At 56.5% G+C, this 13,483-nt stretch carries 11 protein-coding genes and 1 pseudogene; 6 read left to right on the forward strand and 6 right to left on the reverse strand.

From position 1 onward, the window contains the following. Positions 1-104: 104 nt before the first annotated feature. Positions 105-746, forward strand: a pseudogene (gene trhA, locus ACT3RQ_RS15575) (PAQR family membrane homeostasis protein TrhA); the annotation flags it as partial. Positions 747-760: 14 nt separating this feature from the next. Here the strand turns inward: trhA and ACT3RQ_RS15580 are convergent. From ACT3RQ_RS15580 to ACT3RQ_RS15600, 5 genes are all read right to left on the reverse strand, one after another. After that, a complete protein-coding gene (locus ACT3RQ_RS15580; RefSeq protein ID WP_444680816.1) occupies positions 761-1,381 on the reverse strand; it encodes a glutathione S-transferase family protein in 621 nt (206 codons plus the stop codon). Between the two features lie 151 nt (positions 1,382-1,532). Continuing rightward, positions 1,533-2,300, reverse strand: coding sequence for a co-chaperone DjlA (gene djlA, locus ACT3RQ_RS15585; RefSeq protein WP_444680817.1), 768 nt, complete (start codon positions 2,298-2,300; stop codon positions 1,533-1,535). Between the two features lie 485 nt (positions 2,301-2,785). Then, complete coding sequence (dxs, locus tag ACT3RQ_RS15590; RefSeq protein WP_444680818.1) at positions 2,786-4,708, reverse strand: 1-deoxy-D-xylulose-5-phosphate synthase; 1,923 nt, start codon at positions 4,706-4,708, stop codon at positions 2,786-2,788. Next, positions 4,709-5,599 carry a (2E,6E)-farnesyl diphosphate synthase gene (gene ispA / locus ACT3RQ_RS15595; RefSeq protein WP_444680819.1) on the reverse strand — a complete coding sequence of 297 codons (891 nt, stop codon included), beginning with the start codon at positions 5,597-5,599 and terminating at the stop codon, positions 4,709-4,711. Beyond that, entirely contained in the window at positions 5,593-5,880 is a 288-nt protein-coding gene (locus ACT3RQ_RS15600; RefSeq protein WP_444680820.1) for an exodeoxyribonuclease VII small subunit, read from the reverse strand. Before ACT3RQ_RS15600 ends, ispA begins: the two co-directional genes overlap by 7 nt. 263 nt (positions 5,881-6,143) lie before the next feature. Here ACT3RQ_RS15600 and serA point away from each other — a divergent pair, with 263 nt between their 5' ends. Further along, complete coding sequence (gene serA / locus ACT3RQ_RS15605) at positions 6,144-7,388, forward strand: phosphoglycerate dehydrogenase (protein WP_444680821.1); 1,245 nt, start codon at positions 6,144-6,146, stop codon at positions 7,386-7,388. Positions 7,389-7,504: 116 nt separating this feature from the next. On the opposite strand, the gene ACT3RQ_RS15610 is transcribed toward serA, so the two are convergent. Next, positions 7,505-8,194, reverse strand: a complete 690-nt coding sequence (locus tag ACT3RQ_RS15610; protein ID WP_444680822.1) for a pirin family protein — start codon at positions 8,192-8,194, stop codon at positions 7,505-7,507. A gap of 240 nt (positions 8,195-8,434) precedes the next feature. Here ACT3RQ_RS15610 and trhO point away from each other — a divergent pair, with 240 nt between their 5' ends. From trhO to ybiO, 4 genes are all read left to right on the forward strand, one after another. Then, positions 8,435-9,394 carry an oxygen-dependent tRNA uridine(34) hydroxylase TrhO gene (gene trhO / locus ACT3RQ_RS15615; protein WP_444680823.1) on the forward strand — a complete coding sequence of 320 codons (960 nt, stop codon included), beginning with the start codon at positions 8,435-8,437 and terminating at the stop codon, positions 9,392-9,394. Positions 9,395-9,571: 177 nt separating this feature from the next. Continuing rightward, on the forward strand, positions 9,572-10,393 hold the full coding sequence (locus tag ACT3RQ_RS15620; protein WP_444680824.1) for an IclR family transcriptional regulator: 822 nt from the start codon (positions 9,572-9,574) through the stop codon (positions 10,391-10,393). 18 nt (positions 10,394-10,411) lie between these two features. After that, positions 10,412-10,846 carry a YqaA family protein gene (locus tag ACT3RQ_RS15625; RefSeq protein ID WP_087110633.1) on the forward strand — a complete coding sequence of 145 codons (435 nt, stop codon included), beginning with the start codon at positions 10,412-10,414 and terminating at the stop codon, positions 10,844-10,846. Positions 10,847-11,062: 216 nt separating this feature from the next. Next, positions 11,063-13,408, forward strand: a complete 2,346-nt coding sequence (gene ybiO / locus ACT3RQ_RS15630) for a mechanosensitive channel protein (protein WP_444680834.1) — start codon at positions 11,063-11,065, stop codon at positions 13,406-13,408. Positions 13,409-13,483 lie beyond the last annotated feature (75 nt).

Below are 13,483 nucleotides of genomic sequence, written 5' to 3' on the forward strand. Positions count from 1 at the left end.
TTATCCAGAACTCTATTATCCAGGTTAGCCGCGTCGTTCGCTGCTACTCATGACCGTTAACACACGGTGGAGGGGATATGAGCCACACAGCCAGCGTCAAGTAAGAGTTCAGTGCATTAGAAGAGCGCTTACATAGCATCAGCCATGGGGTGGGCGCATTGTTAAGCGTTGTTGGGGCAGTGGTACTGCTGGTCATGGCGAGTATTGCCGCTCAGGTAGACCCATGGAAACTGACAAGCCTTGGCTTGTACGGCATGACGCTGGTATTGCTATATACCGCCTCTACGCTTTATCACGGTATCCCGCATCGGCTTTGGAAGCAGCGCTTTCAACTGTTGGACCACTGCGCGATTTACTTGCTGATTGCAGGCACCTATACGCCTTTCTTACTGGTGAATATGCGCGGCCCAACGGGCTGGGCACTGTTTGCCGCCGTGTGGTCGCTGGCGCTGATAGGCATTACCTGCAAGCTGCTGTGGCCGCAGCGGCTGTCGATTTTTCGCGTGGTTATTTATTTGCTGATGGGGTGGATGATACTGCTGGCATCAGAAGAAATGGCGGCGAAGCTCTCGGTAACCGGCATCGCCTTACTGGCCGCGGGCGGCATTACGTATACGGTGGGCGTAATCTTCTATGCCGTGCGTGCGATTCCCTACAATCACGCTATTTGGCACCTCTTTGTGGTGGGAGGAAGCATCTGCCACTACTTTGCAGTAGTGGCAACGGTACTGCCTCATACGGTGTAAAACGCGGTGCTGGCTTACTGAGCGGCGGCTTGCTCGCGCTCACCGGCTTTTGCCAAGCCCGGACGCTGCGTATGGCGTTTGTGGTAGATCAAGAACGGCTCGGGGAGGCGATGCTTCATGCCGATGGCCCAGGAAAGCGTATGGGTGAGAAACAGGTCGGCCAAGGTGAAGTCGCCGCCAAGTAGCGTTTCCTGGCCCTGAAAACGGCGTTCAAGAGCGCCCAATGCGCGCTGAAACTCCCACTCTGCGGTAGGAATTACGGCCGGTACGCGTTTGTCTTCAGGTAGCGCAAAGGTGTGCTTGGCTTGGGTCCAGAGCGGCTGTTCGACTTCGGTCACGATAAAGCTTAACCACTGGTCGACCAGGGCACGCTCGGCGGCGTTAGTCGGCAGCAGTTTGCCGTTACCGTAGTGCTCGGCCAGGTAGCGGCAAATGGCCGACGATTCAAACAGGGTAAGTTCGCCATCCTCCAGTACCGGTACTTTGCCAGCCGGATGATGTGCCAGATACGCCGAGGTTTGGCCTCCCCCTTTCTCCAACGCAACATGCTGACACTGGTATTCAAGGCCCAGCTCTTCAAGCGTCCAGGCGGCACGTAGCGAGCGTGAGCGAGGATAAGTGTATAGCGTGATCATGGCGCGCTCCTGACAAAGTGCCAGCCGAGGCTGGCGAAAAGAAGACACTTCCAATTTAGCGGCCTGGTGTCAGGATGTCGATATTGGCAGGATGATGGACGCGGCCTTTGCAGGGCCGCGTGTTCGGCCTGACCCCCTTCTTATAAGCAGCTTACGCTTGGTTATCGCGCGCCTTGCGAATGCGCTCGTAGGCATTGCCGATTTCACTGGTGCGCGCCTGGGCCACTTCACGCATGCTTTCAGGCAAGCCTTTACCGGCCAGCTTATCCGGATGGTTTTGGCTCATTAAGCGACGGTAGGCTTTTTTGATCTCGGCATCGCTTGCCTCTTCACCCACACCCAGCACGCGGTAGGCGTCCTTAAGCGCCTCTTCACTGGCTCCTTGGGAGTTGGCGGCTGCGCCATGCAGCATGGCTTCAATCTGCTGTACTTCCGCTTCACTACAGCCAATGCCACGCGCTACCCGCACGATCATTTCATGCTCTTCAGGATGCAAGACACCGTCAGCGGCGATAGCCGACAGCTGAACCTGTAAAAACACCTGGCGCATAACCGGTTGATGGCGGGTTAGGCGCCCGACGTTGGCAAGCTCAGCGTCCAGATCAAAGTTATCCGCACGGCCTCGCTCAAAGGCAGCGCGTGCCTTGGCCCGCTGCGCCCCTTGCAAATGCATCTGGTCAAACAGCTTTTCGGCAACGCTAAGCTCGCCTTCGGTCACTTTGCCATCGGCCTGGCAAAGGCAGCCCATAACGGAAAAAATCGACTCTAAAAAGCCTTCCTGAAGGCGCATGCGCGCCTCTCTTAACCGCTTGGCGAGGCGTCGTGCTAGCCACCAGCCCAGTACACCGCCAATGAACAGGCCAGTGGCGCCGCCGATGGCATAACCCACCAGGGCAAAAAATATAATCAGTAGTAACATGGCTCTCTCTAAGCGTCAGAAGTCGTGGGTTTGCAGCTGAGGGCGGGCATTCTCAGCTATTGTCGCTTGACCAAACGGCGTTTTTCGCTGAACGTAAGGCGGTAAAAGAAAGCGTGCTAACTTTTGTTACCAGGCTTTCTGCCCTTTTGTTTGGAGAAGCGCAATGCCCTCGTTCCACCAGGGTGCCCCAAAAAACTCTACGGTACACGATCTCAGGGTTTTTGAGTATCACAACCCGGCAGGCGGCCAACGCCCGTGCCCGTTCACTGTTTAAACTCAATCAGCCCGATGGGTTCGATTGCCCCTGCTGCACATGGGGCGACCCTGATATAGAACTCCTGGTTTGAGTTCTGCGAGAACGGGGTAAAAGCCGCTTGAGATGCTGCATAACGGCAGCCATGGGATCACCTCGCACTACTACGTCTTCCCAAGCTGGGTGGCGCCTCGCTATTGAGGGTGCTTGTCGATCAGTCGCGGTGTTGCTTTTAACTTGAAAGTGAAGGCAGTCGCTGGCGAATGGCGGCTTCGATGCCCTCTGCGTCCAGGCCACAGTCCCGCAGCAATTCATCCGGTGTGCCGTGCTCTACAAATGCGTCGGGCAGGCCGAGATTGAGCACTTCTACCTGCACACCTTCAGCGTTGAGCAGTTCGTTAACAGCGCTTCCCGCGCCACCCGCAACGACGTTCTCTTCAAGGGTTATTAGAAGCTCATGCTCGTCGGCCGCGTGGAGGACCGTGTCGCGGTCCAGCGGCTTGATAGAGCGCATATTGATATGCGTGGTGTTGAGCTTTTCGGCAACTTCAGCGGCTGCGGTGTTTAGGCTACCAAACGCGAGTAGCGCAATGCGCACGCCATCGCTTTGTGACTGACGGCGTACCTCCGCCTTGCCAATCGGAAGCGATTCCAGGTGCTCAGGAATTTCCACGCCGGGGCCAGTGCCGCGCGGGTAACGCACTGCCGCAGGGCCAGGATGATGATAGGCCGCACTCAACATGGCGCGACACTCGGCTTCATCGGCAGGTGCCAGGATGACCATGCCGGGTACGCAGCGTAAAAAGGACAAATCCATGCTGCCGTGGTGAGTGGGGCCGTCTTCACCCACAAGGCCCGCCCGGTCGATGGCAAAGGTAACGTCCAGGTTCTGCACCGCTACGTCATGAATGAGCTGGTCATAGCCGCGCTGCAAAAATGTTGAGTAGATTGCCACCACCGGCTTCATGTCTTCACAGGCCATGCCCGCCGCGAGCGTCACGGCGTGCTGTTCGGCAATGGCTACATCAAAGTAGCGCGCCGGGTACTCCTTGGAGAAACGAATCAGGTCGGAGCCTTCGCGCATGGCGGGGGTAATCCCTATCAGGCGTGAATCGCTTGCGGCCATATCACACAGCCAGTCGCCGAATACGTTGCAGTATTTTCTCTTGGGGGCGGACGGCGCTTTGGGCGGCGGCGTGGGTGTCACGCTGGCTTTCTCAAGTTTGGTGATGGCGTGGTAGCCAATCTGGTCCGCCTCGGCGGGTAAAAAGCCTTTGCCTTTGCAGGTTTTGATATGCAAAAACTGCGGGCCATCCAGCTCGCGCAGGTTACGCAGTGTTTCGGTCAGTGCCTCAAGGTCGTGCCCGTCAATCGGGCCAATGTAGTGAAAACCCATTTCCTCGAACAGCGTGGCGGGGCTGACCATGCCTTTCATGTGCTCTTCGGTGCGCTTGGCAATTTCCAATGCGCCGGGCAGATGAGAGAGCACTTTTTTGCCCTCTTCGCGCATTTTGAGATAGGGTTTGCTCGACATCATCCGGGCGAGGTACGTCGCCAGGCCCCCGACGTTTTCCGAGATCGACATCTCGTTGTCGTTGAGCACGACCAGCATGTTGGCGTTGACGTGGCCTGCATGGGCCAATGCTTCAAAGGCCATGCCCGCCGTGAGTGCGCCATCACCAATAATCGCGCAGACGCGGCGGTTGTCGCCTTTGGCCTGGGCGGCCAGTGCCATGCCGAGTGCCGCGGAAATAGAGGTGCTGGAGTGGCCCACGCCAAAGGTGTCGTATTCGGATTCAGCGCGGCGCGGAAATGCCGCCAGGCCGCCGTGCTGGCGAATGCTGAGCATCGCTTCACGGCGGCCGGTAAGAATTTTGTGCGGGTAGGCCTGATGGCCCACGTCCCACACCAGGCGGTCCTTGGGCGTATGAAAGGCGTGGTGCAGGGCCACGCTCAGCTCTACTACCCCCAAGCCTGCGCCAAAGTGGCCGCCGGAAACGCCCACGCTATAAAGCAGGTAGGCACGCAGCTCGTCAGCCAGTTGGGCAAGCTGCTGGGTATTCATGGCCCGCAGCGCAGCGGGGTGATCAAAAGAGTCGAGCAGCGGCGTTGCCGGACGCTCGCGGGGAATCTCGTCGAACAGCTTCATGGGCATCTAGTGGTCGCGCTCGATCATATAGTGGGCTAATTCGGCCAAGGGGGCGGCTTGCTCGCCTAATGGGGCGAGAGCGGCAATGGCCTCGTCAATCAGGGTGCGCGCTTTTTGTTGCGCGCCTTCCAGCCCCAACAGGCTGGGATACGTCGGCTTGGCGCGTGCAGCGTCAGCGCCGGATGTTTTGCCGAGTGTCACGGTGTCACCCGTCACATCAAGGACATCATCATGAATCTGGAAGGCTAGACCAATGGCGCGCGCGTAGCGAGTCAGGGCGTTTAAACGCGGGTCGCTCTCGTCAACGGCAATCAGCCCGCCCATACGCACTGCCGCCACAATCAGCGCACCGGTTTTATGAGCGTGCATGTGCGCTAGGGCGTCCACGTCAGGGTGGCCGCCGATAGCGGCCAGGTCCAGTGCTTGGCCTGCCACCATGCCTCCACGGCCAGACGCCGTGGCAAGCGTCGTGATCAGGCTGCCAAGCCGCGGGTGAGCGGTGCGTGCCAGCACGTCAAAGGCCAGCGTTTGTAGCGCGTCGCCTGCCAGAATCGCGGTCGCTTCGTCATAGGCGATATGCACGGTGGGCTGGCCGCGGCGCAGATCGTCGTCATCCATGGCGGGCAAGTCGTCATGAATCAATGAATAGGCGTGGATGAGTTCAATGGCGGCGGCCGGCGCGTCGAGGTCTTTATCGCGTGCCCCCAGCGCCTGCCCAGCAAGATAAACAAGCAGCGGGCGCAAGCGCTTGCCGCCCACTAAAAGACCGTGTCGCATGGCGTTATCAAGCCGCGGTACCACGGCGCGCTCGTCAAAAAGCGCGTTTAGCGTGGCGTCTACCCGGGCATTGCTGGCCTGACGTAAGGCGGTCAATGAGGGAGCGTTGGTCGCTACCATGGGGGCGTCTCCTTACCCTCGTCAGTGTCATCCTTGGGCGATTCACTATCAGCAAACGGCGTGACGTTTAAACGGCCTTCGCTATCTTCGCTCAGCGCGCGGACTTTTAGCTCGGCGGTATCCAGGCGTTGCTGGGCATCGCGCGTCAACCGTACGCCCTGCTCAAAGGCGCCCAGCGCATCTTCCAATGAGAGCTCGCCTGACTCCAGACGTTCTACGATGGTTTCCAGCTGGTCAACCGTGGCCGCAAAATCCTGCGGTGAAGGTGTGGTATCGCTCATTGGTCAATGCCTACTGTTTTCTGGCGCCCCATCAAAAAGGCTGCGCGTGTGCCTGCCATGACAAACGCACAGTATACACCGAGGCCAGGGGGTGGCGTCTGCCCCAGGCCGCTTTGTGCGTATGACTTGCACTGTTTTCATCTTGATAACGCACACATTTCATCAGTTCGTATCGGCCTGATGGGTGTGCGGTGTGCTACTATACGGCCTTTCCGTGAACCGATACACGGCGCACGCCGCCGACCATAGAGGTTGATTCAGCCATGGCTAAAACGTCCCTGGAAAAGAGCAAGATCAAGATCCTGCTACTCGAGGGCGTCCACCAAAGTGCGGTGGACAATTTTCAAAATGCCGGATATGAAAATATCGAGCATCTGCCGACATCGCTAGATGAAGCATCGTTGATCGAAAAGATCCGTGATGTACATTTCATCGGTATTCGCTCGCGTACCCAGCTTAATGAGCGAGTATTTGCAGCGGCAGAGAAGCTGGTCGGCGTTGGCTGCTTCTGTATCGGAACCAACCAGGTGGACCTGAATGCGGCGCTAAAGCGTGGTATTGCCGTGTTCAACGCGCCGTACTCCAACACCCGTTCGGTCGCTGAGCTGGTATTGGCAGAAGCGATCATGCTGTTGCGTGGTATCCCTGAAAAAAATGCCCGTGCTCATCAGGGTGGCTGGCTGAAATCAGCCAAAAACTCGCACGAAGCACGTGGTAAAACGCTGGGTATTGTTGGCTACGGCAGCATCGGCGCGCAGCTTTCTGTGCTTGCCGAGTCGCTGGGCTTTAACGTTATCTACTACGATATCATCACCAAACTCGGCATGGGTAATGCAAGCCAGGTCGCCAGCCTTGAAGAGCTGTTAAACCGCTCGGATGTGGTGAGCTTGCACGTACCGGACTTGCCCTCTACCCGCTGGATGGTTGGCGCGAAAGAGATTGCTGCGATGAAACCAGGCGCCATCTTCATCAATGCCTCACGCGGCAGTGTCGTGGAAATTGAACCCTTGGCGGATGCCATCAAATCAGGCCATCTCAACGGCGCTGCGGTGGATGTATTCCCGGTGGAGCCCAAGGGCAACGATGAAGAGTTTGAAAGCCCGTTACGTGGTTTGGAAAATGTGATCCTGACCCCGCATGTGGGTGGTTCTACGCTCGAAGCCCAGGAAAATATCGGTATTGAAGTGGCCAAAAAGCTGACGACCTACTCGGATAACGGCACCACGATCACCTCGGTCAACTTCCCCGAAGTGGCGCTGCCTGCCCACCCCGATAAGCACCGCTTGCTGCATATTCATGACAACGTGCCGGGCGTACTGTCGGAAATTAACCGCGTGCTGTCCGAAAACGGCATTAACATCTCGGGCCAGTACCTGCAGACCAACGATAAGGTCGGCTATGTGGTCATTGATGTCGACAAAGCCTACGGCCCGCAAGCGCTGGAAGCATTGAGGCAGGTAGAGCACACGCTGAAAATCCGTGCGCTTTACTCTGCGCACAATAGCTAGGATTGGCAGCAGCGAGGCTTGGTGACAACGCAAAACACTTGGCTGATGGCGTAAAAAAACGGCTCCCGACAGGGGGCCGTTTGGGTTGTTAAGGCGGGTAGCACTGAGCAAAAGGGCTAAGCAAGATCAAACAGCAGTACTTCGCTTGTATCCTGGCCGGTCACGCTGATCGCGTCGCCAGGCTCAAACGCAGCGGCATCGCCGGTGCTGAGCTGTTCGCCATTAACCTCGACCGCGCCCTTGACCACGTGCAGCCAGGCATAGCGGGTAGCCGGTGTCTTCACGCTGTCGCCTGCATCAAACGAGCCTGCATAAAGATTAACGTCCTGGTTCAGGCTCACTGAGCCTTCACGGCCCTGCTGTGATGCTACCAGGCGCCACTGGTTTTGGCGGTCTGCGGCTGGAAATGCTTTCTGCTCGTAGCTGGGCTTAATGCCAAGCGCTTTGGGCTCAATCCAGATCTGCAGGAAGTGCAGTCCGTTCTCTTTGGAGTGATTAAACTCGCTGTGCACAACGCCGGTGCCCGCTGACATGCGCTGTACATCGCCCGGGCGCATGACCTCGCCATTGCCCATGTTGTCCTTGTGCTCCATTTCGCCTTCCAGCACGTAGGAGATAATCTCCATATCGCGGTGCGGGTGGGCACCAAAACCATGACCACCGGCAACGTGGTCTTCGTTGATCACCCGTAGGGCGCGAAAGCCCATATGCTTGGGATCATGGTAATTGGCAAACGAGAACGTATGGTACGAACGCAGCCAGCCGTGGTCTGCATAGCCCCGCTCATCCGCGCGACGAATTTTCATGTTGTGCTCCCCGCTGTGTTGAAGGAATAACTGTTGAAGGAATGCGCTCAATATACGCCTGAAATCGCACGGCGTGGGGTGAAGGTTTCTGCATGATAACGTCGATTAAATTGACGAATTTTTAAACCGCGAGTGACCTGCGTCAATCTGGCAGGATTCAAGCGCTGCGCTGTTTGCGCTAGACTATGCGCGTTTATTAACCCGGTCCGCCCTTTACGAGGGTGACTACTGGAGCTTGTTATGTCTGCACCTGTTTCTGAAACTGGCGATACGCCGCGTATTGTCGTGGCGGCGTTGTATAAATTCGTTACGTTAAATGACTTTGAAGCGCTGCGTGAGCCGCTGCGCCAAACCATGGTCGACCATGATGTTAAAGGCACGCTGCTGCTCGCTAAAGAGGGTATCAATGGCACCGTCGCGGGGACTCGCGAAGGTATTGATGCACTGCTTGGCTGGCTGACCGCTGATCCGCGCTTGACCGATATCGACCATAAAGAGTCTTACTGCGACGAAACCCCGTTCTATCGCACCAAGGTTAAGCTCAAAAAAGAGATCGTGACCCTCGGCGTACCGGGCATTGATCCTAACGACACCGTTGGTACCTACGTTGAGCCTGAAAACTGGAACGAGGTGATTTCAGACCCCGAAGTGTTGGTGATCGACACCCGCAATGATTACGAAGTGGCGATTGGCAGCTTCGATGGCGCGGTTGACCCAAAAACCACCACGTTCCGTGAGTTCCCCGACTACGTACGTGAGCATTACGACCCGGAGAAGCACAAAAAAGTCGCCATGTTCTGCACCGGCGGTATTCGCTGTGAGAAAGCCTCCAGCTTTATGCTCAAAGAGGGGTTTGACGAGGTCTACCACCTCAAGGGCGGTGTTTTGAACTACCTGGAGAAAGTCCCCGAAGAGCAGTCGTTATGGCGTGGCGAGTGCTTTGTGTTCGATAACCGCGTCACCGTGCGTCACGACCTGAGTGAAGGCCTGTTCGAGCAGTGCCACGCCTGTCGTATGCCGATTTCCGAAGACGACATGCAGTCGTCAGCCTACGAGCCTGGGATTAGCTGCCCACACTGCATCAACTCGCTGCCCGAGAAAACGCGTGCCGCCGCCCGTGAGCGTCAGCGCCAAATTGATCTTGCCAAAGAGCGTGGCCAGCCCCATCCGCTGGGTTATAACCATCGCGAGAAGGCCTGATAGCAGCACCAAGGAGTGGCGTAATGTCGGCGGCCACGCCTGTAGCCGTTTTCTATCTATAGCGATGTTCTGCCATTCGCTAGTTTCCTCCATTAGTGGAATTCGTTTCCGTAAACGCGACAGCGGCCTTTGCGGCACGTTATCCTGTTGCTCTTTGCGTCTTTAGGAGAGAGCAGGGTGAGTGAAGCCAAGCGTAGGACGGTCGGGCGTCCGGCAAATGCCGCTAAAGCGAGTGGCGGGCATAGCCAGTCGCTGGTACGCGGCTTAACGTTATTGGAGTTTTTAGCGGCAAGCCCACTAGGGCTTGCGCTGTCAGACGTGGCTGAAAAAGCCGAGTTAGCCCCTTCTACCACCCACCGCTTGCTCCAGGCTCTGCAAAGCCAGGGGTTTGTTAGCCAGGAGAACGAGCAGGGGTTATGGCGTATTGACGTCAAAACCTTCCGTATCGGTAACAGCTTTTTAGAAGCTCGCGATGTGGTGGCATCAAGCCGCCCCTTTCTACGCCGCTTAACCGCTGAAACCGGCGAGACCGCCAATTTGGGTATCCGCGATGGCGATACGGCGGTATTTCTGGCCCAACACGAGTCGCCCCAAATGATGCGCATGATTACTCGCTTGGGTTCACGCGCTCCACTGCATGCCTCTGGCGTGGGTAAAGCGCTACTGGCATGGATGCCCGCTGACGAACGTGCTCGCTTGTTGGATAATCGTGAACTCGCCCGCGTTACCGACAATACGTTGTGCAGTCCAGGCGTGCTGACCGCCGAAATGCACCAGGTGTGTGATCAAGGCTTTGCCTGCGACCGCGAGGAGCACGCCATTGGCCTGCATTGCGTCGCGGCCTGTATCTTCGACGAGCACGCCACGCCGCTGGCGGCTATTTCTGTTTCAGGCCCCATGGCGCGTATCCCTGAAGCGCGCCTGCTGGCGCTGGGTAAGCTGGTGCGCCAGGTAGCCGATGAAATTACCACTCAACTGGGGGGCCAGGTGCCGCATTAACGTTCGGCTACCCGTTACATGCTGAGTCTTTTCCTTGTTGCGTTTGTTAGTGCGACCCTGCTGCCTGGCGGCTCTGAAGTATGGCTTGCCAGGCTTTGGTGTCTGGGTGAGCCAGCTATTTTACTCTGGGTGGTAGCGACCACTGGTAATACGCTGGGCAGTCTGGTCAATGTGGCGATGGGCCGCTATGCACGTCAGTTTCAGGATCGCCGGTGGTTCCCTGCATCGCCTAAACGCCTTGCCCAGGCCGAGCGCTGGTATCACAAGCTTGGCGAGGCCAGCCTACTGCTTTCCTGGCTGCCGGTGGTGGGCGACCCACTGACGGTACTGGCCGGATTGTTTCGGCTTCCCTGGTGGCGTGCTTTTTTGTGGATTGTGGTTGCCAAGGGCGTACGCTATGGCGTGGTGCTGGGCCTTGCAAATCAGTGGCTGTTACCGCTTTGTCAGAATTGAGCGTCACGCGATCACGGGTTAGTTGCGTCAAGTTAACGGCCAGACCTTATTATGTTCCCATGTTACGCTGTACGCTTTATACGTTATCAGCCTGCTTGGTGCGTGCATTTGTAGTTGCATAAAGCAGGCTAGCAATTAAATTTAAGAAAGCATTTCTCTAACGGAGGTACAGGCGTGACGTCAATACGTATATTTCCCTGGCTAGGTATTTGGCTAATGACACTGCTTGTGTTTTTTGCCACGCCGGTATTAGCCCAAACGACGACGGTCGAAAGTGATCGTGCATCGCCTCCAGCGGAAGTGCCCGCTTCTTACGAAGCACTTGCTGATCTCCTCGAAAATGAGCAGTCGCGCCAAGAGCTAATTGATGTATTACGTCAACAGGCATCCGCGTTGCCCGCCGGTTTAGAGGCTGAGTTATCCCCTGAAGCCGCCGCTCAAGGAAGCGATTTGGCTCCAGAGGATGTCTCATTGCCGCGCCAGTTGGCGGAGCTGACAAGCGATGTTGTCAGTAATATTGGCCTGCAGATTGAGCAAGCTTTTTCCATCATGGGTAACCTGTTTACCGGGCAAGGCGCGAGTGCTTTTGATTCGTCAGCTTTCGTCCAGGCCGCGATTAATCTGGGCCTCGTGATCGTTGCGACCTTCGTGATTTTCTTCGCACTACGTCGGATGGCCAGGTCTGCCTTTACGCGGGTGAGCAAATGGTCGCTCAATGGCGCCGGAATGACGCCAGTGCTGCGCTTGATTTGCTGCGTCATTATTGCGGCACTTATTGACTTTATATTGGTAGGGCTTGCGTACGTGGGCGGTAACCTAGTGGCCACGTTCGCGATTGGTGAAACGGGCGAGCTTTCCACGAGGGCTTCGCTGTTTCTCAATGCCTTTCTGGTCATTGAGTTGATGAAAGCAGTGATGCGGATGCTGTTTTCCTCACACTACGAAGGCCTGCGATTGTTGCCAATTTCAACCGGTGAAGCCTCCTACTGGAACCGTTGGATAGCACGTCTTATCGGCATGGTCGGTTACGGACTAATGGTTGCCGTGCCGCTGATCAATTTCTACCTGGCTGCCAGCGTAGGCCAAGCGGTTGGCACATTAATTATGATTGTGGCCTTTGTTTATGCGGTCAGTGTGGTGCTCAAGAACCGTATTCGCATCCGAGGGCACTTGAATGATGCGGCGGCCAATACGTCGATGGTGGCAAGCCGTGTATCGCTTCAGCTCTTTGCACGTACCTGGCACTTTTTTGCGCTGATCTACTTCTTAATGGTCTTCGTTTTGATACTGACGCGCCCTGGCGATGCACTGCCTTTCGTGCTTTTTGCAACACTGAAAACATTGGCTGCGGTGGTTATAGGGCTTCTGGTATCGACCTTCCTGACCCAAACGATTGGGCATCGCATTCGCCTGTCGGACGATTTGCGTCGTAAGTTGCCGCTGCTTGAGCCGCGTCTTAACAGCTACGTTCCCAACGCGCTGCGTGTGCTACGCACCATCATCCTGGTCGTCGTTATCATGGTGGTGCTGGATGCCTGGGGTGCGTTCAATCTAGCCAATTGGTACGCTTCTGAACGCGGAACGATGCTGGTAGGACGACTGGTCAGCATTGCCTTGATTCTGATTGTTGCGCTGGGCGTGTGGTTAGGGCTTGCGAGCCTGATTGAGCATAAGCTCAACCCGGAAACCGGCGGTGGTGAGCCCTCTCCTCGAGCCAAAACGCTGCTGAGCCTGTTCCGCAACGCGCTGGCTATCGCCATGCTCACGATTACCGGGATGATCCTACTGTCCGAAATCGGCATTAACATCGGCCCGCTGATTGCCGGTGCCGGGGTGCTGGGTTTAGCTATTGGTTTCGGTGCGCAGAGGCTGGTACAGGATGTTATTACCGGGGTCTTCATTCAGATCGAGAATGCCATGAATACAGGCGATGTGGTAACGCTGGGTGGCATCACCGGGACCGCAGAACGATTAAGCATTCGTTCGGTAGGCATTCGGGATCTTTCGGGCACCTATCACATCATTCCCTTCTCAAGCGTTGACACCGTTTCTAACTACATGCGCGACTACGGTAACCATGTCGGTGAGTACGGCATTGCTTATCGTGAGAGCATTGATGATGCGATTGAGCAGCTCCAGCTTGCCTTTAATGATCTGAAAGCCAGCGAAGAGTATGGCTATAAGATCCTTGCTGATCTGACGGTCGCCGGTGTTATAAGCCTGGGCGACAGCGCCGTCAATATTCGTGTGGTTATCAAAACCACGCCGGGCGATCAGTGGGGTGTTGGTCGGGCGTATAATCGTCTGGTCAAGCTGCGCTTTGATCAGGCGGGCATTGAGATACCGTTCCCGCATACCACGATGTACTTCGGTCAGGACAAGTCCGGTTCAGCGCCGCCTGCCAACCTGCGCATTATGCAACAGGACTTTACTATCGACGGTAGCCCTGCTGGGCAGCCAAAGGCAGGTGAAAGTGAGGTAGATGACCGTTTTTCACCTCGCCGGAAAGATAAGTCTAGTGAGACGACTGAGCAAAATCTACCCACGGGTGACGATGTCTAATGCTTAGGTGTTAGCACACCTACTTTGCGTTTTGGGGCCGCCTTTGGGCGGCCCCACTGCGTTCTACGTTGTTAG

The sequence above is a fragment of the Halomonas sp. AOP43-D1-4 genome, from assembly GCF_052446175.1.
Taxonomy (GTDB): Bacteria; Pseudomonadota; Gammaproteobacteria; order Pseudomonadales; family Halomonadaceae; genus Vreelandella; species Vreelandella citrativorans.

What these genes read in the sequence shown, in the direction of transcription:
- dxs (WP_444680818.1), bottom strand. Translation starts at nt 4,708, where the DNA reads ATGCCCATGAAGCTGTTCGACGAGATTCCCCGCGAGCGTCCGGCAACG.
- ispA (WP_444680819.1), bottom strand. Translation starts at nt 5,599, where the DNA reads ATGGTAGCGACCAACGCTCCCTCATTGACCGCCTTACGTCAGGCCAGC.
- ybiO (WP_444680834.1), top strand. Translation starts at nt 11,063, where the DNA reads ATGACACTGCTTGTGTTTTTTGCCACGCCGGTATTAGCCCAAACGACG.
- djlA (WP_444680817.1), bottom strand. Translation starts at nt 2,300, where the DNA reads ATGTTACTACTGATTATATTTTTTGCCCTGGTGGGTTATGCCATCGGC.
- ACT3RQ_RS15625 (WP_087110633.1), top strand. Translation starts at nt 10,412, where the DNA reads ATGCTGAGTCTTTTCCTTGTTGCGTTTGTTAGTGCGACCCTGCTGCCT.
- serA (WP_444680821.1), top strand. Translation starts at nt 6,144, where the DNA reads ATGGCTAAAACGTCCCTGGAAAAGAGCAAGATCAAGATCCTGCTACTC.
- ACT3RQ_RS15580 (WP_444680816.1), bottom strand. Translation starts at nt 1,381, where the DNA reads ATGATCACGCTATACACTTATCCTCGCTCACGCTCGCTACGTGCCGCC.
- trhO (WP_444680823.1), top strand. Translation starts at nt 8,435, where the DNA reads ATGTCTGCACCTGTTTCTGAAACTGGCGATACGCCGCGTATTGTCGTG.
- ACT3RQ_RS15610 (WP_444680822.1), bottom strand. Translation starts at nt 8,194, where the DNA reads ATGAAAATTCGTCGCGCGGATGAGCGGGGCTATGCAGACCACGGCTGG.
- ACT3RQ_RS15600 (WP_444680820.1), bottom strand. Translation starts at nt 5,880, where the DNA reads ATGAGCGATACCACACCTTCACCGCAGGATTTTGCGGCCACGGTTGAC.